This is a genomic window from uncultured Oscillibacter sp. (assembly GCF_900544955.1).
Classification (GTDB): domain Bacteria; phylum Bacillota; class Clostridia; order Oscillospirales; family Oscillospiraceae; genus Oscillibacter.
Genome location: NZ_UQXD01000003.1, coordinates 1 through 24,192, shown reverse-complemented (window position 1 = coordinate 24,192; position 24,192 = coordinate 1). Strand labels below are relative to the sequence as shown.

Annotated in this window: 16 protein-coding genes; 10 read left to right on the top strand and 6 right to left on the bottom strand. The window is 64.9% G+C overall.

Annotated features, from left to right (window positions below):
* The first annotated feature begins 115 nt into the window (after positions 1 to 115).
* The 5 genes from QZS21_RS01345 (at position 116) to QZS21_RS01325 (ending at position 9,172) form a co-directional block, all read left to right on the top strand.
* Entirely contained in the window at positions 116 to 6,850 is a 6,735-nt protein-coding gene (locus tag QZS21_RS01345) for a hypothetical protein (protein ID WP_295579321.1), read from the top strand.
* A gap of 20 nt (positions 6,851 to 6,870) precedes the next feature.
* Positions 6,871 to 7,506, top strand: coding sequence for a hypothetical protein (locus QZS21_RS01340; protein WP_295579319.1), 636 nt, complete (start codon positions 6,871 to 6,873; stop codon positions 7,504 to 7,506).
* Positions 7,503 to 7,811 (top strand): hypothetical protein, encoded by a 309-nt coding sequence (locus QZS21_RS01335; protein ID WP_295579317.1) that lies wholly within the window; start codon positions 7,503 to 7,505, stop codon positions 7,809 to 7,811. Before QZS21_RS01340 ends, QZS21_RS01335 begins: the two co-directional genes overlap by 4 nt.
* A complete protein-coding gene (locus tag QZS21_RS01330; protein WP_295579315.1) occupies positions 7,808 to 8,299 on the top strand; it encodes a type II secretion system protein in 492 nt (163 codons plus the stop codon). Before QZS21_RS01335 ends, QZS21_RS01330 begins: the two co-directional genes overlap by 4 nt.
* 324 nt (positions 8,300 to 8,623) lie before the next feature.
* Positions 8,624 to 9,172, top strand: a complete 549-nt coding sequence (locus tag QZS21_RS01325) for a nitroreductase family protein (protein ID WP_295579313.1) — start codon at positions 8,624 to 8,626, stop codon at positions 9,170 to 9,172.
* A 139-nt stretch (positions 9,173 to 9,311) separates the two neighbouring features.
* Here QZS21_RS01325 and QZS21_RS01320 read toward each other — a convergent pair whose 3' ends face one another.
* Positions 9,312 to 12,407: an S-layer homology domain-containing protein gene (locus tag QZS21_RS01320; protein WP_295579310.1), complete on the bottom strand. Its 3,096-nt coding sequence runs from the start codon at positions 12,405 to 12,407 to the stop codon at positions 9,312 to 9,314.
* Between the two features lie 204 nt (positions 12,408 to 12,611).
* On the opposite strand from QZS21_RS01320, the gene prfB reads away from it, so the two are divergent.
* Together prfB and QZS21_RS01310 are read left to right on the top strand one after the other, a co-directional pair.
* Complete coding sequence (gene prfB / locus QZS21_RS01315) at positions 12,612 to 13,736, top strand: peptide chain release factor 2 (protein WP_295579307.1); 1,125 nt, start codon at positions 12,612 to 12,614, stop codon at positions 13,734 to 13,736.
* 114 nt (positions 13,737 to 13,850) lie between these two features.
* Positions 13,851 to 15,251, top strand: a complete 1,401-nt coding sequence (locus QZS21_RS01310) for an MATE family efflux transporter (RefSeq protein WP_295579304.1) — start codon at positions 13,851 to 13,853, stop codon at positions 15,249 to 15,251.
* Between the two features lie 53 nt (positions 15,252 to 15,304).
* On the opposite strand, the gene QZS21_RS01305 is transcribed toward QZS21_RS01310, so the two are convergent.
* From QZS21_RS01305 to QZS21_RS01285, 5 genes are all read right to left on the bottom strand, one after another.
* Complete coding sequence (locus QZS21_RS01305) at positions 15,305 to 16,000, bottom strand: peptidoglycan DD-metalloendopeptidase family protein (protein WP_295579300.1); 696 nt, start codon at positions 15,998 to 16,000, stop codon at positions 15,305 to 15,307.
* A gap of 107 nt (positions 16,001 to 16,107) precedes the next feature.
* Positions 16,108 to 17,622 carry a 2,3-bisphosphoglycerate-independent phosphoglycerate mutase gene (gene gpmI, locus QZS21_RS01300; protein ID WP_295579297.1) on the bottom strand — a complete coding sequence of 505 codons (1,515 nt, stop codon included), beginning with the start codon at positions 17,620 to 17,622 and terminating at the stop codon, positions 16,108 to 16,110.
* Between the two features lie 105 nt (positions 17,623 to 17,727).
* The gene (gene tpiA / locus QZS21_RS01295; protein WP_295579294.1) at positions 17,728 to 18,501 is read right to left on the bottom strand and encodes a triose-phosphate isomerase; all 774 of its coding nucleotides are present in this window, start codon (positions 18,499 to 18,501) and stop codon (positions 17,728 to 17,730) included.
* A 342-nt stretch (positions 18,502 to 18,843) separates the two neighbouring features.
* Positions 18,844 to 20,037: a phosphoglycerate kinase gene (locus QZS21_RS01290; protein ID WP_295579291.1), complete on the bottom strand. Its 1,194-nt coding sequence runs from the start codon at positions 20,035 to 20,037 to the stop codon at positions 18,844 to 18,846.
* 258 nt (positions 20,038 to 20,295) lie between these two features.
* Complete coding sequence (locus QZS21_RS01285) at positions 20,296 to 20,787, bottom strand: tRNA (cytidine(34)-2'-O)-methyltransferase (RefSeq protein ID WP_295579288.1); 492 nt, start codon at positions 20,785 to 20,787, stop codon at positions 20,296 to 20,298.
* Between the two features lie 356 nt (positions 20,788 to 21,143).
* On the opposite strand from QZS21_RS01285, the gene QZS21_RS01280 reads away from it, so the two are divergent.
* The 3 genes from QZS21_RS01280 (at position 21,144) to pth (ending at position 23,982) form a co-directional block, all read left to right on the top strand.
* A complete protein-coding gene (locus tag QZS21_RS01280; protein WP_295579286.1) occupies positions 21,144 to 22,271 on the top strand; it encodes a glucosamine-1-phosphate N-acetyltransferase in 1,128 nt (375 codons plus the stop codon).
* Positions 22,272 to 22,339: 68 nt separating this feature from the next.
* Positions 22,340 to 23,299 carry a ribose-phosphate pyrophosphokinase gene (locus QZS21_RS01275; protein WP_295579283.1) on the top strand — a complete coding sequence of 320 codons (960 nt, stop codon included), beginning with the start codon at positions 22,340 to 22,342 and terminating at the stop codon, positions 23,297 to 23,299.
* 95 nt (positions 23,300 to 23,394) lie between these two features.
* A complete protein-coding gene (gene pth, locus QZS21_RS01270; protein ID WP_295579281.1) occupies positions 23,395 to 23,982 on the top strand; it encodes an aminoacyl-tRNA hydrolase in 588 nt (195 codons plus the stop codon).
* The last annotated feature ends 210 nt before the right edge of the window (positions 23,983 to 24,192 follow it).

The window sequence follows — 24,192 nt, the reverse complement described above, 5'->3', positions numbered from 1 at the left end:
CGGAGGGGCGCGACAAAAATAATTGCAATTTTGACCCGTTGTGTTATCATGAGACAAATGGGAACTGCGGGGCGGGCGACTGCCGCCGCCGGACCTGCTGAAAGGGGGATGCGGCATGGCGAATCAAAGGGCAGCCGGGCGGAGACGCGCCGGCTTCACCGTGGCGGAGCTGCTGCTGGCGCTGGCCATTTTGATGATTTTGATGGCCGTGGCTATCCCCAGCGTGGTGACCATCCGCAACCGGCTGAAGCTCACGGAGCTGGACGCCTGCGCCCGGGAGATTTTCGCCGTGGCGCAGAACCGGATGATCGGCCTGCGAGCCAGCGGGGAGCTGGACCGGCTCAATGCCGAGGGCACGGAGATGCCGGGGCAGCCGGAGGACTTTCCGGAGGGGCCGGAGTGGAAAAAGGGCGATTACGTCTATGTGGAGAAGAATGACACGACCGCCGAACTGCTGCTGCCCCTGGGGTCCATCGACGACGCGGTGCGGAGTGGGTACTATGTGATCGAATACGACAAGACCACGGCCATGGTGTACGGGGTGTTTTACGCCGAGGAGTCGTTTTACGACGGGGATTATCAGACCGCCCCCGGCCTGCGCCTGGACCGGGAGGCGCGGGGGAACTTCCGGCCCCTGATCGGCTACTACGGCGGCTCCCACGTGGACCGGGAGGCCCTGGGGCAGACCGAGGTGCCCAAATTTGAGATCGTCAACAAGGACAAATTGTACATTGAAATTGGGTTGGGTGAGTATTTCGGGACCGCCGTCTCCTATCAGGTAACCCTGGAGGAGATAGGGGGCGACAGTCAGCAGGTGTTTTCCTTTCAGACGGGTGATCCGGGCATTTCTGGGGATTATTACCATATTTTGCTGGACAGCATGGAGAGCGGCCAGCAGTTCCGGGACCTGTGCAAAGGGTTCACCCCCGGCGCCGATTTGAAAGTGACGGTGGAGGCCACCGAGGAGGGAAAACTTCCCGCGTTGGCGGTGAGGCAGGACAACAGCTTGTACGCCGGGTGGTTGTACACGGAAGAGGGGGAGATAGAGGCTATGCAGGTGGCGTATAGCCGCCATCTGCAAAACCTGGATACCAAATTTTCCGGCGTCACATCCGGCATCATGTCCAACATCCCCAAAGTCCTCCAGGCGAAGGACATCACCTGGGGGGAGACGGACGGCGATGCCTGGACCGGGGAGGCGGCGTCCTGGACCTTCCGGCCCATTGAGAACGGCAGCCTGAACCACTATGACGGCGCGGGCAACGAGATCGTCAACCTGCCCGTTCGACAAGAGGGTGACGCGAAGAACCTGGGGCTGTTCGGGACCGTGGCGGGCGGCACCCTGGAGAATATCCGCCTGGCAAATGTGTCTGTGAAGGAGAGAAGCGGCGCCACCACCGCCGGGGCTCTGGCGGGACAGATTTTCGATACCACCGTGAAAAACTGCCAGGCGTATGTCCGGCCTGATGCGCTGAAAGACCCCCGGATCGATCCGCTGGGCCAATACTGTGTGGATGCCTCGGGCGCCGTGGGCGGCCTGGTGGGCATGGCCCTGGATAACAGTGAAATTTCCGCCAGCTCCGCCAGCCTGCTCCTGGTGAAGGGCGCCACCGCCGGCGGGCTGGTGGGCGTTCTGGACGGCAGCTCCGTCTCCGGCTGCTACGCCGACAGCGGTTACCGGAACACCAGGGCCGGCGGAGAGAGCTGGAGCGGCGGCGCGACGGGAATCCAGACGACCGGCGGACTGATCGGCACAGCGGGGAAGAACGCGTCGGTATCCAACAGCTATGCCGCCGGGTATCTGGGCGGGAATCTTGCCGGGGAACTCTCCGGAAGTAAAATGGTGGCGGGCTTTGCCTGCACGCTCTCCGGCAGCGCCACGTACGCCGATTGCTACACCGCTGCCGTCCTCGCCGACGGGGTGAAGGATGCCTACGGCTTTTCCGACGGCGGTACGGTGACCAATGGGTACTACCTCGCTGATGCCGCGGGGCAGGGGGTGGGCATCAACCGAAGCTATTCCGATCTGGTGAAGGTATCTTTCCCGGGGGACGGCTGGAAGGCGGCCACCTCCGAAGACACCACGCCCTATGGCCTGGAACCGGGGACTCCCTATCCCTTCCCGCGGCGGGCGGGCCTGCACCACTACGGCGACTGGCCGGAGGAGCAGCAGGAGTCCGCCCTGGGCGTGGTGTATTTTGAGAGGTATCGGAGCAGCGGGGGGGCGGAGTCCTACGGGTACTTCGACGCCCAGGGGCACTCCACCCTCAAAGGGAACGCCTTTACCATTGTGGAGACCGGCTACGGCGCCCTCTTTGCCGAGCCGGTGGACATCACCCAGTATCTGGCCGGCCCCCGGGAGGACCAGCTCAATACCAACAACAACCACTACCCGAACGCCTTTGAGACCACGGCGCGGGAGGTGGAGGGCGTCGGCTATCTCTATCCCTTTACAGCCGCCGCGCTCCAGGGGATGAGCGGGAACCTGAACACCCACCGGGGCGGAGCGCTGGCCTTTGGAAAGGGAACGCCCCTGTCCTACGGCGGCAGCGAGTGTCTGGACCCGGTATTCTACTACGTGAATCCACACTTTGGCGCCGCCCTGACGACGCTGGAGAAGCGGGCGGTGCTGGGGACCGCTCAGTGGCCGCTGCAGCTCCGCACCCAGGCGCAGATGGCCAAATTGACCGAGCAGACGACGTCCGGCGAGGGCAGTACTTATTGGAAGCAGACCCACGACATCGCCATGACCGGGTGGACCGCCATTGCGCCGCTGGAGTGGGCCTATTACACCATTGACGGCGGCCACAACCGGATCACCGGCCTGACCCAGCCCCTCTTCGACAAGGTGGGGAAAAACTTCGTCCTGGAAAACCTCCATATCCAAAACGCGGAGCTGACGCTCAGCGGCGTTGGACCCTGCGGCATTCTGGCCAATACCAATGAGGGGACCATCAAGACCACCATCGTCTCCAGCTCCGCCATCACCGCCAAAGGCGGGCAGGCGGCGGGCTTTGTGGGCACCAACACGGCGGACGGGCGGATCGAAAGCTCCTACTCCAACGCCGCCGTCCGGGGCCGGGACGCGGCGGGCTTCGCGGTGAAAAACGGCGGCACCATTGCCAACTGCTACGCGCTGCTGGACATCGCGGCCCAGGAGAAGGCCGCCGGATTCCTGCTGGAGCGGTGGGACTACGGCGCGGCCGCGGCCTCCAACTGCTACGCCGCCCTGTCCTCCATCGCCGGACAGACCTGCTACGGCTTTGCCCCGGCGGCGGTCAACAGCGTCACCAACTGCTTCTATCTGGAGCAGAAGGGGCTGTCCGGAGGAGCGGGGCAATCCCGTACCTACGACCAGCTGGCCCAGATGGCTGCGGACGGGTTTGGCAGCGGCTGGACCGCGGCCACGGCGGCCCGCTCCCACCCGGACCGGGAGGACTTGCAGGGAAAGCGCTATCCCTTCCCCCTGCTCACGGCCCTGGACCACTACGGCGACTGGCCCACCAAGGACCTGTCCAACGTGGAGCTGGCCTACTACGAGGTGTATAAAACCGGAGGCGGCGGCTATACGCTGGGGCTGTACAGCGACCGGATGGCAAACCTGAATCAGACGGGGCTGAATACCCTGTCGAACAACGGGACCGTCGTTCAGGACGGGTATGTGCTGCTGTTCCGGAAAGACGACAAGGGCAACACCTCCGGCGGCATCCCCCTCAAGGACCTGGAGGAGTCCATTACGCTGAGCTGGTCCACGGTTACGGACAGCAAGGCGGCGGTGACCGGCGTGGACGGCTTTTCTGAGGACCTGTACTACGGCGAGGAAAAACTGGTGGACTCCAACGGGAAGAGCGCCCTGGTGGAGGTTGGCAAACAGTTGTACCGCCCCCTGTTTCTGCGGGCCAACGTGGTGGTGACCAGTGACGCCGCCCCCGATTTCTACCAGAGCCTGCGGGTTGCCGACGGCAGCGGCGGGGAGCGCACCTTCTGGTACAATCCCCACTTCGCCAAGTCGGCGGTGGGCGTGAACCGGCCGGTGGACACGTCCCGCGGCATCACCGCCTATCTCCGCACGGAGCGGCACTTTGCCGCCCTCTCCCGCAGAACCGCCTACTGGAAGAGCAATCTCACTTACTGCCAGGAGCGGAGCCTGATCATGGGCACCAACAATCCGTACACAAAGATGTATTTCGGCCTCGACCTCACCAGTCAGGCCAACGCCGCATACCGCAGCGACCCCTACCGCATCGGCAACGACACCATCGCCTTCCAGGCCGTCTATGACGGACAGGGCTTCGTCCTGGACCTGGCGGGAAAGACCTACACGGTGGACGCCAGCGGTCACATGGGCGTGTTTGGCCGGGTGAACGGCGGGACCATCAAGGACCTGACGGTGCGGCATGTGACGGCGGCTCCGGCGGACAACAACCAGAACAACAGCGGCGCCGCCCGGGTGGGCGGCCTGATCGGCAGCCTGGAGAGCGGCACGGTGCAGCATGTGACGGTGGAGTCCCCGACGGTCACCGGCAACAACCTGGTGGGCGGCGCCATTGGCCGGATGGGCGGCGGCACCGTCACGGACCTGACCGTGATCTCCGCCAAGGTCACCGGCGGACGGCTGGTGGGCGGCGTCATCGGACAGCTCAACAATGAGAAGAGCCTCTCCCTGGAGAACATCACCGCCAGGGGCGGCACCACCGTCAGCACCGGGAGCATCCAGGTGGCCATGAACAACAACAACCGGGAGGTGGGCTTCGGCACCGGCGGCTTTGCCGGGGCCTGTGTCAGCCAGAAGACGGAGGGCGTCTCCCTGCGCAGCATCACGGTGGAGAACGCCCAGGTGACGGTGGGGACCCTGCACAACACCAGCGACGGCGGCGCCCGTCACGGCGGCGCGGCTTTCCTGGGCAACCTCTATGTCGCCCGGGCCGGACAGGCGCCGGAGATCGGCGGGGTGACCCTGCACGACTGCACCCTGACGGCGGCGAGCGCCTCCGGGGCGGAGAGCGCCTACGGATTGCTGCTGGGCCGGGTGAAGAGCGGCCGCGCCCTGGCGCTGGACCAGGCGGTGCAGAAGGTGTCCGGCTGCAAGCTGGCGTACGAAAACGCCGTCAACGCCGACCTGGGGGGCTACCTCGGCAGCCTCACCGGCAGCGACGGCGTGGCGGACAACAGCAAGCTGGTGCTCACCCTGGGCGGCGGAAACTGGACGGGGCTCTCCATGACGTGTCAAAACCAGGCGGTCCTGGGCGGCTTCATCGGCCGCACGGGGGCCAACACCGTCCTGCGGGGCGGCGGGCTCACCCTGGACGGCGCCGTTGTCAACGGCAGCGGCGGCGCGGCGGGCGGCTTTGCCGGCCACGTGGGCGGCATCCTCTCCGACGTCTCGGTGCGGGCCCCCCAGGTGTCCGGCAGCGGGGACGTGGGCGGTCTGGCGGGCCGGGTGGACGGCGGCGAGCTGACGGCGTGCGACGTGCGCACCTCCGGCGGCGCGGCGCAGGTGTCCGGCGGGTCCGGCAGCACCGGCGGCTTCGTGGGCCGGGTGGAGGGCAGCGGCTCGGTGGTGACCCACTGCTTTGCCGCCATTCCGGTGAGCGGAACGGGCGGCGACACCGGCGGCTTCGCCGGTACGGCGGTGGCCTGCCGGGTGGAGGAGTGCTACGCCTCCGGACCGGTGAGCGGTGGCGCCGTGGGCAATACCGGCGGCTTTGCCGGAAGGACCTCCCGGGACACGGCGGGCACCATCCCCCTGATCGTGTCCTGCTACGCCTCCGGAGCGGTGGACGTGGCCGGGCCGGGTGCCTATGCCGGAGGGTTTGCGGGCCGCTCGCAGGCGGGCACCATCCTCTCCTGCTACTCCGTGGGGAATGTGACCGTACAGCAACAATGGACCCCGACGGGAGACTGCATCGGCGGCTTCCTGGGGTACGGCGACGGCATGACCCGGGAGGACGAGGCGGAGAATCCGGACCGGGACGCCCTGGTGGCCATGGTCACCTTCTACAACGTGCTCCAGACCACCAAGGTGGTCAACCGCCTCAGCACCGCCACCGGCGGCGCCAGCATGGGCGTTCTTCTGAACCCGGGGGAGGCCTACGATCAAAACGGAAAGCTGGTCAACGCCCAGTTCGACACCACCGACTGCAAAAACGTCATTGAGTACCTAAAGACCAGCACCATTCAGATCGACTCCAACGTGGACGGCGAGCCGAAAAGGGTACAGGGCACGTGGGACAAAAACGGCGTGCTGCAATCCAACGGCTCCGTCACCTGGAACGTGGTCCAGACCATGAAAAACTACCCGGAGCTGCAAAACGGCACCTGGATGGCGCAGCGGGAGTGGCTGACCATCAATGGGAAGGCGGCATGGTACATTGTGGTATACTGGTGCCTGAAAGACCTGGATACGTTGACGGCAGACACCGTGGAGGCGTACCGCTACGTCAGCGCGGAGCAGAGCTACTATTCTGTGGATCTCAAGGTCGAGACGGTCAGCTCTGCCAACTATGGATACCCGGTGTACAAGCGCCTGGTCCTCCCGAAGGACGCATCCTTTGAGGAGTATCAGGAGATGCCGGACACCCTCACCATCGACGGCTACTACCGCTATTATGAAAATAGCTGGAACTGGCAGGAACCCGCCATGGAAACAGGGTCCTACACGGACCATCGCTACACAGGCATTCATCGAAAGTTGGACGACTGGTTCCAGGCGCAGGCCGTTGCGCCCATGGCGGACCGGCGGTTCAAGGCCATGGGCAAGGCGGCGGACTATGACTATCCCGCCCTGGCCGGCGCGGGCTGCGGTGAGGACCGGAGGCAATACATCCATCACAAGCCAGGGCAATCCTGATCGAGAGAGGAGGCGGTCCCATGGGGGCGATTCAGAAAAAATGGAAAAGCCGGAGGGGGGCCTCCATCCTCATTGCCCTGGTTTTTTTCCTCCTGTGCCTGATGGTGGGCGCGGTGATTCTCACCGCGGCCACCGCCAGTGCGGGCCAGCTGCGCACCCAGCGCCAGGCCCAGCAGGACTACCTCGCCGTCTCCTCCGCGGCCAGGCTGTTGCAGGACCTGCTGAGCGAAAAGAACTTCTCCATGACCAGCGAGGACGGCGATTTGACGCTCGGCCCCACCTGTGCCCCGGCCGGAGCGGCACTGTCCTCCACGGTTGAGGCGGCGGCGGAGGAGACCTTCTATGGCCGGAAGCCCCATCCCGTGTCGCTGACCGTGGACGCCGGGGACATCTTCCAGGACGGTTCCGGCCTGGTGGAGGCGGAGCTTTCCATGGATGAGAAGTGCAACCTCACCGTGACGCTGGCCATCCAGGAGGACGGGGGCACCCGGGTGCCGCTGGTGCTGTCCATGCCGGCCCTTGTGTCGGACCAGACCCGGATTCGACATGAGACGTGGGTGGACGCCGACGGAAATGAGAGGGAGAGATCTATCAGGGTCCGCACCTACCGGGTCGCCTGGGAGGCGGGCACCATCACAAGGGGGGAGGAGCCATGAAGAAGTGGAACAGCCGGCGGGGGGAGACCCTCACCGAGACCTTGGCGGCGCTGCTGCTGGTGTCCCTGGCCACCGCGCTGCTGGTCACCATGGTGACGGCCTCCTTCCGGCTGAACGCCGCCGCCCGGGGCAATGACGCCCGGTTTTATGAGGAGCTGTCCGCCGCCGAGGCGGGCGTGGGCGGAGAATCCGAAAAAGCGGGGGCGGTGGCCATCAAAGCGGGCGGGGAGAGCTGGAAGGTCCCCGTGTCCGTGACGGGCGGCGGCACCCTCACCTCCTATGAGCGGAAGGAGGGCGCGCCGTGAGAGGAAAACGGAACCGGCGGGGCGGCTTCACCATGACGGAGATGCTGGCGGCGATGCTGATTTTGGGGCTGATGACCGCCGCCCTGGTGGGGGGACTGCCCGCCGTGCTGCACGCCTATCGTGAGGCCACCGTCTATGCGGAGTCGGAGGTGCTGTGCGGAACGCTGTCCGCCGCCCTGGCCGACGAGCTGCGCACCGCCACCGGAGTCAAGGTATCCGGAACGGGTGGGATCACCTTCAACAGTCCAGGCTTTGGAGTCGGGGCAGCGGTCGGCAGCACCGATGACCGGGTGACCGTCGGCGGCAAAGACCTGGTGGGAGAGAGGGCCTACACCAGCGGACTGACCGCCCAGGCGGAGGCGAAGGTAACTCCCGGCGGCGGAGAGCTGGTGACGGTGAAAATCTCGGTTCGGGGTGCCGGGAGGACGGAGGAGGACGATCCGTGGGCCGAGGCGGAATTTTCCGTCCGCCTGCTGAATCCGCCCTGAGAAAACGGGAAGAGGGGGCGTCCGGCGGTCTGCCGGCCGCCCTCTTCTTTTGCATCCGTGCCATCGGGGAAGCCGGGGCGTGCGGGGGAAAGGGTCCCGACAGCAGCGCCCCCGCCGCGGCCTGCCGGAGGGCTGTGCCCACAGGCGGGACGGGGCCTTCCTCGGCCTGTGTCCGCAGGCGGGGCGGGAGTCTTCCCCCGGCCTGTGCCCGGGCAACAGCCCGGTCCGCGGCCGGAGGCGGTTGCATCCGGCCCCAGAATCTGGTATGCTCTTTCCAGAGGCAACGGAACACCCGCCGGGGAGCCGGCGGGAGAAAGGGAGCGTATGATGGAGTTTGAGGCATTGCAGATGGCCCGCGAGAGCTGCCGGGCCTACCGTGACCAGCCCGTTCCCCGGGAGGTGCTGACCCACCTGGTGGAGGTGGCGCGGATGTCCCCCAGCGGCTGCAACGCGCAGCCCTGGCGGTTTCTCATTGTGGATGAGGCCGATGCCCGGGCCCGGGTGGTGGAGGCGCTGGACGACGAGGGGCTGACGGGCTGTCCCTGGGGCGGGCAGGTGCCCGCGTTCATCCTGATCTGCGAGACCGAGGCCCACCTGCGGCCCGGGGTGGGGGAGCGGTACGGCTCCCAGCACTTTGCCCAGATGGACATCGGCATGGCGGCTATGGCGCTGTGCTATGAGGCCACCGCTCTGGGCCTTGGCACCTGCATGATCGGCACCATGAGCCAGGAGGAGCTCCGCAGGGGCCTGGGCATCCCGGCGGAGCGCACCGTCCGGCTGATTATCACCGTGGGCTATCCGGCCACGGAGAAGGCGCCCCGGAAAAAGGAGCGCAAGCCCCTGGACGAGGTCCTGGGCTTCAACCACTGGTGAGGCCGTTCCCCGGCGGAGAGAACCTCCGCCGGGGAATCTTTTTTTGAGGCGGCAGGGCGTCACCGGTCCGGCGGCGGATGGAGGGCGCGAAAAAACAGGCCCGGACTGCCATGCAGTCCGGGCCTGTTGGGCGCTTGGGTCAGGCTTTGTAATTCCGCATCCGCCAGACGATGGCGGCCACCTGCCCGCGGGTCAGGGTGTTGTTGGGCTTGAAGGTGCTGGAGCCGTTGTCAAAGTAGCCTTCCACGATGCCGGCGGCGTTCAGGGCCTGCACGTACACGTCGGCGGTGTCGGTGAAGGGACGGTTGCTGGAGAGGTTGCTGATGCTCAGCTTCAGGGCCTTGGCCGCCAGCTGGGACACCTGCAGCCGGGTGATGGCTTTGTTCAAGTCCACGCTGCCGGACACCAGGCCGTCCTTCTGGGCCCTGGAGAGGTAGCCGCTGAAGGTGTTGCTGCCGGTGGGGGCCTGCTCGGTGTAGCCCGCGGCCAGCATGATGAGCTTCAGGGCCGCGCCGTAGGTCACGGTGCTGTTGGGACGGAAGGTGTTGTCGGAATAGCCGCCGATGATGCTGGCGTCGGAGAGCTCCGTCACGTACTTGTAGCACCAGGAGTCGGAGGAGACGTCGCTGAAGCGCTTCACGCTGTTCACCACCCCCAGGCAGAACTTGCCGGAGGCAATGGCGTTGCCCTTGCTGTCATAGGCCACGTAGGGGATCTCCACGGAGCCGGTGTAGCCGCTGGAGGGAACGAATTTCAACTGGCTGATCTGCTCGGAGCCGCTGTTGTAACCGTAGCGGGTGGTGATGTTGGCCTTGAGGCTGACATAGTTGCCGCCGACGTTCACGGTGCCCACATTGGAGGCGGGCAGCTCCAGCAGCTGGATGGAGGCCAGGGCGGTGTTGGTGGCGTTGTAGACCGCGCTGTAAATGGCCGAGGCGGGGAAGGAGACGGAGGTGTTCTTGGGAGTGACGCCGTAGACCTCGGACACCGCGCTGCGGGTGACGCTGATAAGGATGGAGCCCTGGACCGACTGGCTGCCGGTGCCGTAGGCGGTGAAGGGGATGGAGCCGCAGTAGTTGGTGCCGGAGGGGATATAGGTCAGCTCATCCAGGCTGTACTGGCTGCTGGTGGCGTTGTAGTAGAAGGACTGGTCCTTGCAGTTGTTGGCGGTGAGCTGCTTGCGGCTGCTGCTGGTGTAGTAGTCGTGGTACAGCGTGCCGGAGGAGGGGACGCCGATCAGCTCCACATACCGCAGGGTGCTGCCGGGGTACTCCTTGGAGAAGAACCGGGCGATGTCGTTGGCGTTGATCTGCACCGCATTGCCGGTGGTGGTGTAATAGCGGATGTTGCCGTAGCCGGAGCCGCTGATGACGGTGCTCTTGGCGGGCTTGATGACCAGAGTGCCCTTCACGTAATCGTCGTCGCTGTTGTAGAGGCGGAAGTCGATGGAGAGGGGCTCGTCAAAGTCCTTGCCGGCCACGAAAGTCAGCTCCTTGAGCTCGTAGTCGCCATACTCGTCGGAGCTGTAATAGAACGAGTACTCCTCCAGGTCGCTGCGGGAGAACTCCTCCTCGTCGTCGCCGTCGTAGTCGAAGTAGATGGCGCCGTCGGCGGACTTGTAGGTGCTGTCGGGATAGAAGCGGACATACCGGAAGGTGCCGCCGTCCTCGTCCTTGAAGTAGTTGTAGAAGTCCTTGCGGTCGAAGTCGGCCTCGCCGTCGTCGTCCACGGTGTAGGTGATGTCGCCGTCGTCCTCGTCGTCATCGTCGTCGTCCTTGTCCACGTCGCCGATCAGGATTTTCAGCGTGCCCTCCAGCTCCTCGTCGTCGCCGTAGAGGGTGAAGTCCAGGGAGACGGTCTCGCCGTCGGCTTCCTTGCCGGCCACGAAGGTCAGGTCATTGAGGGCGTAGTCGCCCCTGGAGGAGGTGTAATAGAACTCCTCGCCGTCCAGCTCGGCCTTGGTGAACTTCTCCTCGTCGCCGCCGTTGTAGTCGTAGTAGAGATAGCCGTTGGCGGCCTTGTAGGAGCTGTCGGGCTCAAAGACCACATAGCGGAAGGTGTCGTCGTCGTCATACTCGTCGTCGAAGAGGTTCTTGAAGTCCTTGCGGTCAAATGTCACGGTCTTCCCGGCCTTCACCTCGTAGGAGATGTCGCCCTTGTTCTTGGAAGAGGAGCTGCTGGTGGTGATCTCGATTTCCAGGGTGCCCTCCAGCTCCTCGTCGTCTTCGCCGTAGATGGTGAAGTCCAGAGTGACAGTCTTGCCCTTGGCGCCGCTGTTGGCCACAAAGCTCAGGCTCTCCAGGGCGTAATCGCCGTGTCTGCTCTTACTGTAATAGAACTCATAGTCCTCCAGATTGCTCTTGCTGAAGGTGTCCTCATCCTTGGTGCCCCGGCCGGTGTACAGGGTGCCGTTGGAGGTTTTCAGGGAGCTGTCCGCTTCGAATTCCACATAGAGCAGCTCGGTATTGCCGTACACGTCCTTGAACAGATCCTTGAAGTCGGAGCGCTTGAAGGAGAGCTCGTTGCCGGGCTTGACCTTCCAGGTGATGGTGGTGTCGGTCTTCTTCTCATACAGGGCATAATAGGTGGTGCTGGAGGAGAGGGAGGTGCTGGCCACCTTGGCGGAGGACAGATAAGTCTGCCCGTCGTACAGCGCGGAGCTGCCGGGGTTCCGGGTGCTCCAGCCCTTGAAGGTATAGTCCTTGCTGTTGGAGGACCTGGAGGGCGTGCCGGGGTTGGAGGGGGAGGACCCGCTCCGGATGCTCTGGGACTTATAGGTACTGGAGCCGTTCATGAAGGTGACGGTGATGTTGGCGGTGCCCATGGAATAGCCGCAGGTATCGCACTTGCCGTCGTTGTTCAGGTCCACGTGGCCGCCCAGGTTCTCCTTGTAGCCGCAGACGGTGCACTGGTCCCAGTGGTTGGTGGCGTCGCTGCGCATGGTGCCGTCGTAGGTGTGGCTGGCGTGGGCGGTTTGGGCGCCGCAGTCGGCGCACCGCTGCCAGTGGGCGTTGTGGTCGGTCTCATAGGCGGCGGCCCAGTTGTGGTTGGCCTCCTGGGTGCCGGGGCAGCCGCTGGTGAGGCACTTGCGCTGGTGCTGGGTGTCGTTGAGCTTCTGCCAGCTGCTCCAGTTGTTGTGGCCGCAGTCCGCCGCCAGGGCGGCAGGCATCAGACTCACAACCATGATGACGGCCAGCAGACATGCCGGCACCTTCCTCGTCCAAAATCCCTTCATATGCGACCTCCATTTGACAAATTGCATGGCTTCCAATGGTTTGAGGGTATTCCTTCTTGTAACATAGCCGAAATCGCGGAGATAATCATGAACAAATTATGAACAAGCGGCTCTTTTCGCAGAAAAGAAGGTTTTTCTTTACAAATAAACAGCGCTCCGATATAATACTATGGCTAATGAAATTCAAAAGACGGAGAGATGGTCATGGCTTTGATCGAATACGACGCATATAAACAGAAGCTGCGGGACCTGCGCCCGGAGCTGGAGAAGCTGGCCGCCGCGCTGGACATCGAGAGCGCCCGGCAGGAGGCGCAGCGTCTGGAGGATGAGACGGCCCAGGACGGCTTTTGGAACGATCTGGAGCGGTCCCAGAAGGTGCAGATGCGCCTCAAGCAGCTGCAAAACAAGGTGGCCCGGCAGGAGAAGCTGGTCTCCGCCTGGGAGGATTTGACCGCCCTTTGCGAGATGGGCCAGGAGGCGGAGGACGAGGAGCTGCTGGCGGAGCTGAAGACGGAGTACGCCGCGCTGGAGGAGAAGGTGGAGGAGACCCGGATGACCACCCTGCTCTCCGGGGAGTACGACAGCTCCAACGCCATTTTGCAGTTCCACGCCGGCGCCGGCGGCACTGAGGCCCAGGACTGGGCCCAGATGCTCTACCGGATGTACACCCGCTGGGTGGAGCGCCACGGCTTTGTCTACAAGATTCTGGACTATGAGGACGGCGACGAGGCGGGCATCAAGTCCGCCGCCATCTCCATCGAGGGGGAGAACGCCTACGGGCTGCTGAAGAGCGAAAACGGGGTCCACCGGCTGGTCCGAGTCTCCCCCTTCGACGCCAACGCCCGGCGGCAGACGTCCTTCGCCGCGGTGGAGGTGATGCCGGAGATCGAGAACGACGAGTCCATCGAGATCCGGGAGGAGGACATCGAGATGCAGGTCTACCGCGCCTCCGGCGCCGGCGGCCAGCACGTGAACAAGACCTCCTCCGCCGTCCGGCTGATCCACAAGCCCACGGGCGTGGTGGTGGCCTCCCAGCAGGAGCGCAGCCAGTTCCAGAACAAGGACAACTGCATGAAGATGCTCCGGGCCAAGCTCCTGGAGCTGAAGGCCCAGCAGCATGCGGAGAAAATCTCCGACATCAAGGGCGTTCAGATGAAGATTGAGTGGGGCAGCCAGATCCGCTCCTACGTGTTCATGCCCTACCAGATGGTGAAGGACACCCGCACCGGCTATGAGACCGGCAACATCGACAACGTGATGGACGGCGATCTGGACGGGTTTTTGAACGCCTACCTCACCCAGCTGGCCACCGGGGAGCTGAAAAAGTAACCGGCCCACAGCCCCGGCGATGCAATTGGATGCCACCAAAAGGCGCGGCTTTGGGCCGCGTCCTTTTTCGCCGGTGACACGAGAGCCATTCACAGACAGAGAAAGGATATACAAATGATAGACGATAACCACTCCGCCGCGGGGGCGGCGCCGCAGGAAAACAAGATGGGCGTGTTGCCGGTGGGAAAGCTGTTGGCCAGTATGGCCGTCCCTATGATGATCTCCATGCTGGTCCAGGCGCTGTACAACGTGGTGGACAGCGTGTTTGTCTCCCGGCTCAGCGAAAACGCCTTCAACGCCGTGGGACTGGCCTTCCCCCTCCAGAGCCTGATGATCGCCGTGGGCGCCGGCACCGCCGTGGGCATCAACGCCCTGCTGTCCCGGTCCCTGGGGGAGCGGCGGCAGGAGATGGCGGACCGGGCCGCCGGCAGCGGCATCTTCCTCTCGCTGTGCAGCGCCGCGGTATTTGCCCTCATCGGCATCTTCCTCTCCCGGCCCTTCTTCCTGGCCCAGGCCGCGTCGGTGCCGGAGATTGTGGAGATGGGCACCGCCTACACCCGCATCTGCCTGGGGCTGTCCGTGGGACTGTTCAGCCAGTTCTGCTTTGAGCGGCTGCTCCAGTCCACCGGGCGGACCACCCTGGCCATGTGTACCCAGCTGATCGGCGCCGCCATCAACATCGTCCTGGACCCCATTTTGATCTTCGGCTTGCTGGGCGCGCCCCGGCTGGAGGTGGCGGGGGCCGCGGTGGCCACCGTCCTGGGTCAGATCGTGGCGGCCGCGGTGGCGGTGGTGATGAATCTGAAGCACAATCCCGACATCCACATCCGCCGCCGGCTGATCCGCTGGGACAAGACGGTGGCCGGGGAGATTTACCGGGTGGGCTTCCCCTCCATCGTCATGCAGTCCATCGGCTCCGTCATGACCTTCGGCATGAATAAAATCCTCTTCGCCTTCACCCCCACCGCCACGGCGGTGTTCGGCGCCTACTTCAAGATTCAGAGCTTCATCTTCATGCCCATCTTCGGCCTGAACAACGGCATGGTGCCCATCATCTCCTACAACTACGGCGCCGCCCGGCCGGAGCGGGTGTGGAAGACGGTGAAGCTGACCATCTTCACCGCCACGGCCATCATGGCGGTGGGCTTCGGCCTCTTCCAGGTCATGCCGGCCACGCTGCTGGCCCTGTTCGACGCCTCGGAGACCATGACCGCCATCGGCGTGCCCGCCCTGCGGATCATCAGCATCTCCTTTTTGCTGGCGGGCTTCTGCATCATCGCCGGGTCCGTGTGCCAGGCCATCGGCAACCCCTTTTACAGCCTGATCGTCTCCGTGTGCCGCCAGATGCTGGTGCTGCTGCCGGTGGCGTGGCTGCTGGCCCAGACGGGGCGGCTGGAGCTGGTGTGGTGGGCCTTCCCCATTGCGGAGATCGCCTCCATCACCCTCAGCACCATCTTCCTGCGGCGGACGGTCCGCAGCGCCGGGGCCCGAATGGCCCAGGCGTCGGCGCAGTGACACCGCGACAAAGCACCCCCCGGACGCCGCAGGCGTCCGGGGGGTGCTTCTTTTTATCGGTTCAGGTATTCCTGGGGGTCCACCGCGTCCCCGTCCCGGGTGACGGAGAAGTGGAGGTGGGGGCCCTGGGCGGCCTCCGCCGCGGCGGTGGTGCCCACCGCGCCGATGATCTGCCCGGCGGACACGCTGTCCCCGGTCTCCACGGTGGGCTGGGCCTGGAGGTTGGCGTAGGTGGTCTGGTAGCCGTCCCCGTGGTCGATGACCACGGTGGTGCCCATCATGGCGTCGGCGTCCACCTGGAGCACCGTGCCGGCGCTGGCGGAGAGGACCGTGGTCCCGGCCTTGGCGGCGATGTCCACGCCGTCGTGGGTTCGCCAGTCATCCAGGGTGGCGTTGTACACCAGGGCGTCCACGGAGAAGGCGGTGAGCACCTCCCCCTTCAGCGGGGACACCACCAACTGGGGGGCCTGGGCCACCACCGGCGTGTCGTCGATCTCCAGCTCCGGCATGGGGGCGGGCTCCTCCACCGGCGCGGGCTGGATGGTCTCCACCACGGCGGGCTCCTCCGGCTCCCGGATCTCCGGGGCCGGGGCGGCGGCCTCCGTCTGGGGCGGCAGCTCCGCCTCCGCCGGCTTGGCGTCCCGGTCCAGCAGCAGGAAATAGCCGCCCACGCCCACCGCCAGCAGGCAGGCAGCGGCCAGGACGTAGAAGCCGCCGTCCCCCAGAACCGTCTTCCATTTGTGTTCCATGTAGATTCCTCCCTCGAATTTTGGGTTTGAGGGAAGTATGAACAGGATTGCCAGAAATTATACAAAAAAGGAGGCCGCCGGACAGGCGGCCTCCTTTTACAAGGCGTTTATTTCACAATCAGGGTCTTGCCGTCCATCTCCTGGGGACAGGCCAGGCCCATCACGTCCAGAATGGTGGGGGCGATGTCCGCCAGGCGGCCCCGGCGCAGCTCCGTGCCGGCGCCGCAGAGGATGAAGGGCACGGGGTTGGTGGTGTGGGCGGTCATGGGGCTGCCGTCCGGCTCCACCATCTGCTCGGCGTTGCCGTGGTCGGCGGTGATCATGGCGATGCCGCCCATTTTCAGCGTGGCGTCCACCACCCGGCCCACGCAGCCGTCCACCGTCTCCACCGCCTTCACCGCCGCGTCGAACACGCCGGTGTGGCCCACCATGTCGCAGTTGGCGAAGTTCAGGATGACGACGTCGTAGGCGCCGGACTCAATCCGCTCCACGCACTTGTCCGCCACCTCCACGGCGCTCATCTCCGGCTGGAGGTCGTAGGTGGCCACCCGGGGGGAGGGGATGAGCACCCGGTCCTCGCCGGGGAACACGGTCTCCGTGCCGCCGTTGAAGAAGAAGGTGACGTGGGCGTACTTCTCCGTCTCCGCGATGCGCAGCTGGGTCAGGCCCATCTGGCTGAGGTACTCCCCCAGGCCGTTGCGCACGCTGGTGCGGGGGTAGGCCACCTCCACGTTGGGCATGGTGGCGTCGTACTCCGTGTTGCACACGAAGGTCAGGGGGAAGCACTGGCGGGTGAAGCCGTCGAAAGCCGGGTCCACCAGGGCGCGGGTGATCTCCCGGGCCCGGTCGGGGCGGAAGTTGAAGAAGATCACGCTGTCGTTGTCGGAGATGGTGCCGTCGGTGTCGCACACCACCGGCTCCACAAACTCGTCGGTGACGCCGGCGGCGTAGGAGTCCTTCACGGCGGCCACGGGCAGGGGGTTGAAGAGGGCGCCCTCGCCGTACACCATGGCGTCGTAGGCCTGCTCCACCCGGTCCCAGCGCTTGTCGCGGTCCATGGCGTAGTAGCGGCCCATGACGGTGGCGATTTTGCCCACGCCCAGCTCCCGGCAGGCCTCCACGGTCCGGGCCACAAAGTCGGCGCCGGAGGTGGGGGACACGTCCCGCCCGTCCAAAAAGGCGTGGATGTAGACCTTCTCCAGGCCCTTGTCCTTCGCCATGCGCAGCAGGGCGAAGAGGTGGCTGAGGTGGGAGTGGACGCCGCCGTCGGACAGCAGGCCCATCAGGTGCAGGGCGGTGCCCTTCTCCAGGCAGGCGTCCATGGCGTGAAGATATGCGGGGTTGCGGAAGAAGTCGCCGTCGGCAATGGATTTGGTGATGCGGGGCAGGTCCTGGAACACCACCCGGCCCGCGCCGATGTTGGTGTGGCCCACCTCGCTGTTGCCCATCTGCCCCTCCGGCAGGCCCACGTCCAGCCCGGAGGCGGACAGCTCCGTGTGGGCGAAGTCCCGGAAGAACTGGTCCAGCCGGGGCGTCTGGGCGGCGGCGACGGCGTCTCCGGCGGCCCCGGCGCCCATGCCGAAGCCGTCCATGATAATCAGGGTAGTTGGTGTTTTATTCATAAAAAAACCATGTCCTCTCGCTGGCGTTGGCCAGACAATCGCGTGAAGAAAAGGAACGTCGGAACAGTCGAGGGGAGGGCGGGGGCGTCCGCCCCCGTCAGGGGCTCACTCCTGGTTCGCGGCGTTGATGATGTCCACAAACTGGTCCGGCTTCAGGGCGGCGCCGCCGATGAGGCCGCCGTCAATGTCCGGCTGGGCCAGCAGCTCCGCGGCGTTCTTGGGGTTCATGGACCCGCCGTACTGGATGGTGACGGAGCGGGCCACCCGGGCGCCGTACAGGGCGCGGATGGTGGCGCGGATGCTGGAGCAGACCTCGCCCGCCTGCTCGGCGGTGGCGGTCTTGCCGGTGCCGATGGCCCAGATGGGCTCATAGGCGATGATGCAGCGGCGCAGCTTGTCGGCGGGGACGCCGTACAGGGCGCTCTTCACCTGGAGGGCAATCCACTCGGCGGTGACGCCGGTCTCCCGCTGCTCCAGGCTCTCGCCCACGCAGATGATGGGGTTCATGCCCGCGGCCAGCACGGCGTGGACCTTCTTGTTCACGGAGGCGTCCGTCTCGCAGAAGTACTGGCGGCGCTCGCTGTGGCCCACGATGACGTACTTCACGCCCAGATCCTTCAGCATATCGGCAGAGACTTCGCCGGTGTAGGCGCCCTTCTCCTCGAAGTACACATTCTCCGCCCCCACGGAGATGCGCAGGTCCTTGAAGGCCTTCAGGGCCGCGGAGATGTTGCAGGCGGGCACGCAGATCAGGGTTTCGCACCACTTGGCGCGGGGCATGATCTTCTTGATGTCCTCGGCGAACTTTTTGGTTTCGGTAGCGGTCATGTTCATCTTCCAGTTACCGGCGATGACAGTCTTGCGATATCTGCGGTTCATGTTGTTCATGTCTCCTTTAATGATGTCTATCCAAAATCATGCGGCGGCCGGGCCGCCGGGGAAGGCGCTGGGCACGGGCGGCGGGACGGGAGATGCGGTGCCCGCGGCCGTGAGAGATGTGTAAACCTATTAACTTATAGCGAAAACCACCGAATTTGTCAAGCATTTCGGCGCGTTTTCCAAAAAATAAGGCGGTTTCTGAACGGAAAACGCAGGGGGAACCGCCGGCTCCCCCCGCTGCTTTCCAGGCGCGGCGCTTGGGCCGAACCGCTTTGTCCGCCCGGCGGGCGGGAGGGGGCTTCCCCTCCGCCGCCGCTCCCGGCGCCTGCCCGGAGACGGATGTTACTTGTCCAGCAGACAGGCCACGCCGGGCAGGTCCTTGCCCTCCAGGAACTCCAGGGAGGCGCCGCCGCCGGTGGAGATGTGGGTCATCTTGTCGGCGTAGCCCAGCTGCTCCACCGCCGCGGCACTGTCGCCGCCGCCGATGATGGTGATGGCGCCGGTCTTGCTCAGGGCCTCCGCCACTGCCTCGGTGCCCTTGGCGAAGGCGGGGAATTCAAACACGCCCATGGGGCCGTTCCAGATGACGGTGCCCGCGTCCGCCACGGCGGCGCAGTACCGCTTCACCGTCTCGGGGCCGATGTCCAGGCCCTGCCAGCCGTCGGGAATCTCGCCGGAGGGCACCACCCGGCTGTTGGCGTCGGGGGCGAAGGCGTCGGCAACCACGGTGTCCACCGGCAGAAGGAGCTGCACGCCCTTGTCCGCAGCCTTGGCCACCATCTCCCGGGAGTAGTCCAGCCAGTCGGCCTCCAGCAGGCTGTCGCCCACCTTGCCGCCCTGGGCGGCGGAGAAGGTGTAGGCCATGCCGCCGCCGATGATGATGGTGTCGGCGATCTCCAGCAGGTTGTTGATGACGCCGATCTTGGAGGAGACCTTGCTGCCGCCCAGGATGGCCACCAGGGGGCGCTTGGGGTTTGCGATGGCGCCGCCCAGGAAGTCCAGCTCCTTCTGGATCAGGAAGCCGGAGACGGCGGGCAGGTACTCCGCCACGCCGGCGGTAGAGGCGTGGGCCCGGTGGACGGCGCCGAAGGCGTCGGACACGTACAGGTCCGCCAGGGAGGCCATGGCCTTGGCCAGGGCGGGGTCGTTCTTGGTCTCGCCCGGTTCAAAGCGGGTGTTTTCCAGCAACAGGATCTGGCCGGGCTGGAGGGCGGCGGCCTTGGTCCGGGCGTCCTCGCCCACCACGTCGGCGGCGAAGAGGACGGGCCGGCCCAGGAGCTGGCCCAGGCGCTCCGCCACGGGGCGGAGGCTCAGCTTGGGGTCGGGGCCGTTCTTGGGCTTGCCCAGGTGGGAGCAGGCGATGACGGCGGCCCCGTTTTCCAGCAGGTAGCGGATGGTGGGCAGGGCCGCCACAATGCGCTTGTCGCTGGTGATGGCGCCGGTCTCCTTGTCCTGGGGCACGTTGAAGTCGCAGCGGAGCAGGACCTTCTTGCCTGCCACGTCCACGTCGCGTACGGTCTGTTTGTTGTAGTTCATCAGGGATTCCTCCATAGTGGGTAAAAGTTTACGGCGCGCCGGCGCCGGGAAGGACGGGGGTAGTATGCGCGGAAGGGGTGGGGCTCAGCCCCGCGCCGTCCCATTTGCATCCAGGAGACCGGAGGGCCGGGGAGACCGGTACGGCCTGGGACCGCTCCCTGAAACTGCCCGCCTGTTGCGGTGCACTCCGGGGCAATGGGAGATCTCCGGCGGGCAGAGTCCGCCTGCCGGGGAGGCATGTCTGCCCCAGGGCGGGGCTCAGTCCTGGGCCATCTCGCCGGTATCCAGCAGGCCGGGGAAGCCGGTCTGGCGCAGGGCCTCGTAGACGCACACGGCCACGGTGTTGCTCAGATTCAGGCTCCGGGCGCCGGGGACCATGGGGAGGCGGATGCAGCGGCTGCGGAACGCCTCCCGGAAATCCAGGGGCAGTCCGGCGGTCTCCTTGCCGAAAAACAGCCAGCTGTCCGGGGTGAAGACGGCCTCCTGATAGGAGCGGGGGGCCTTGGTGGTGGTGAGCCAGGCCTCCGGCCCGGCCTCGGGGTGGCGGTGGAACAGGTCCTCCAGATTTTCGTAGTCGGAGACCTCCACCAGGTGCCAGTAGTCCAGCCCAGCCCGCTTCACCGCCCGGTCGGAGATGTCGAAGCCCAGGGGGCGGACCAGGTGGAGGCGGCTGCCGGTGGCGGCGCAGGTGCGGGCGATGTTGCCGCAGTTCTGCGGAATTTCCGGTTCGACCAGAACGATGTTGAGCATAAGACGGAACCTCCTGGTTTTGCGGTAAGTAAATGTTATTGTAATCCTTTACCTGTCCAAATTCAACCATAATATGAGACAGAAACGCGGATTTCGGAGAAAAGTACGAGAGATGGAAACGAATTTTTACGAAATGATGAAAAAAGGAAGGGGGAATTCTACGCTCCGAGGGAAATTCCGTTGCCTCCGACAAAAATACTGGGGATTCCGGAAAAGATTTGGAAGAAGTTATTACAATAAATTCACCAAAAACACTGGATTTCCTGTAAAAGTTTGATATAATAACCCTGCGCACGGAGTGCGCATACCCATATGTGTACTAAAATAATGGGACTATGTAAAGGAGGGGCATCCCCATGGATTGTCCGCAGCGTGCCGTGTTCTTTCTGGAAGAGGACTCCTCCATTCCGGAGTATTCCAAACCGCTGATGCTGGAAGCCGTTCTTTTTTGCCCGATCCTGACCTGGGCGAGCAAGCAGTTGGTGGCCGATGGCGTGCAGCGGTTTTTTGTCGTCTGCGGCCCCCGGTTCGCGGAGGAGGCCCGGGCCTGCTTCCCGGCGGAGGCGGAGGTCACCGTGTCGGAGCAGCAGGCGGACCTGACGGCTTTTTTGAACAGCCCGGACCCGGTGCTGGTACTGCCCCGGGCGGCCCTGCCCATGGCAGAGGCCGGACCCGGCTTCGTCTACGCAGCGCCCGGCTATGAGCTGCAGGAGAGCTGGAAGGAGCGGATGAGCAACAACGTGACCGCCGCGGAGCTGGTGCCCGGGTGGCTGCCCATCTTCGGACTGGAGACCATCGCGGAGCTGGAGCCGATGCTCCGAGAGCGCATTGTGAAGGACCACATGCGCCGGGGCGTCCGGGTGCTGGACCCCGCCGCCGTCTATATCGACCCCCGGGCGGACATCGGCCCGGGGACCGTGCTCCTGCCCGGCACTCTGGTGCGGGGGGCCACCACTGTGGGCCGGGGCTGCACCCTGGGCCCCCATACGGTGGTGGACGGCTGCACCGTGGGGGACGGCGTGGAGATCAACGCCTCCCAGGTCAGCGGCAGCACCCTGGGCGACGGCTGCGACGTGGGGCCCTATGCCCACATCCGGCCGGACTGCACCGTGGGGCCCCGGTGCCACATCGGCGCCTTTGTCCAGCTGAAAAACTGCGTGCTGGGGGAGGGTACCAAGATGTCCCACCTGACCTATGTGGGGGATGCCGACGTGGGCGGCGGCGTCAACTTCGGCTGCGGCACCATCACCACCAATTACGACGGCTTCCGCAAGCACCGCTGCACCATTGGGGACGGGGCCTTTATCGGCTGCAACACCAACCTCATCGCGCCGGTGACGGTGGGAGAGGGCGCCTATATCGCCGCCGGCAGCACCATCACCGACGAGGTGCCCGCCGACGCGCTGGCGGTGGCCCGGGCCCGGCAGAAGAATCTGGAGGGCTGGGCGGCCCGCCGGAGACGGATGCACGGCGGGGAGCAGTGAGTTTCCCGATATCTTACCATGGCAAATGCGTCAAAAATGACAGAATATAGAAAGAGGGCGTTTGGAAAATGATTTCTCACGGCAAGGATATCAAAGTGTTCTCCGGCAATGCCAATCCCAAGCTGGCGGAGGAGATCTGCAAGCTGATGGGCACCAAGCTGGGCGAGTCGGAGGTGGGTACCTTCTCCGACGGCGAGGTGTTCGTCTCCCTGTATGAGACGGTCCGGGGCAGCGACGTGTTCGTGGTCCAGTCCACCTCCACCCCCGTCAACAACAACCTGATGGAGCTGCTCATCATGATCGACGCGCTGAAGCGGGCCTCCGCCGGCCGGATCACCGCGGTGATTCCCTACTTCGGCTATGCCCGGCAGGACCGCAAGGCCAAGGCTCGGGACCCCATCACCGCCAAGCTGGTGGCCAACATGCTGACCACCGCCGGCGCCGACCGGGTGCTGACCATGGACCTCCACGCCTCCCAGATTCAGGGCTTCTTCGACATCCCGGTGGACAACCTGGCGGGCAACCCCATCTTTGTGGACTACTACGCCAAGAAGTTCGGCGCCGACTGCGAGAACATGATGGTGGTCTCCCCCGACGTGGGCTCCGTGGCCCGGGCCCGGGCCTTCGCCCAGAAGCTGCACATGAATCTGGCCATCGTGGACAAGCGCCGCCAGAAGGCCAACAGCTGCGAGGTCATGAACGTCATCGGCGACGTGGCGGGCAAGGACTGCATCCTCTTCGACGACATGGTGGATACCGGCGGGTCTTTGTGCAACGCCGCCAAGGCGCTGGTCGAAGTGGGCGGCGCCAAGAGCGTCCACGCCTGCGCGTCCCACGGCGTGTTGTCCGGCCCCGCCATTGACCGGGTGAACAGCAGTGTGATCGAGGAGCTGGCCCTGCTGAACACGGTGCCGGAAATCGATCCGGCCAAGAGCAGCAAGATCAAGTACCTGTCCGTGGGCCCCATGTTCTGCGAGGCCATTGAGCGCATTTACCAGGAGGTCTCCATCTCCAAGCTGTTCCGCTGAGAGACGGCCCCCTACATCGTGAATAAAACGGACAAGGCGGGAAAGAGTTCTTTCCCGCCTTGCGCCTCTGCCATTCGATTTTGAAGGAGCCTGTTATGCTGTTTGGAAGCAAATCCTCCGCCGTGGACTGGCTGGTGGTGGGCCTGGGAAACCCGGGCCAGAAATACGAGCACACCCGCCACAACATGGGCTTTCTCACCCTGGACCTGCTAGCGGAGCAGCAGGGTGTGAAGCTGAATAAGGTGAAGTTCAAGTCCGCCTACAACATTTTCCCCTTCGCCGGGTGCCGGTGCCTGGCGATGAAGCCCCAGACCTATATGAACCTCTCCGGAGAGGCGGTGCGGGAGGCGGCCCAGTTTTACAAGATCACCGCGGACCATGTGCTGGTGATTTACGACGATGTGTCGCTGCCGGTGGGAAAGCTGCGGGTGCGGCCCTCCGGGTCCGCCGGCGGGCACAACGGCATCAAGAACATCATCGCCCATCTGGGGACCCAGGAATTTCCCCGGATCAAGATCGGCACCGGGGCCCCCGGCGAGGGGGGCGATATGATCGACTGGGTGATCGGGGTGCCCTCCCAGGCGGAGCGGAAGGTTCTGGCGGAGAGCTTTGAAAAGGCCCTTCAGGCGGCGGAGTGCGTCATCCGGGAGGGGTGCCAGAAGGCGATGAATCAGTTCAACTGACGGACTGGATATTGTCTTGGATAGCCGCGCACGGCGCGGGGACGAGGGGATGCCGCCGTCGGGCGGGGACGACGGGATTCCGCCCCACGGGGGCGGCACGGAATGCACTCCCCATGGCGTCGTCGCAAAGTCCGCATGCCGCAGTTTCCGCCTGTGGCGAAAACTGCGCCCGCTCCCTTGCTCCTCCGCTCCCCGCAGAGACCGCTTCGC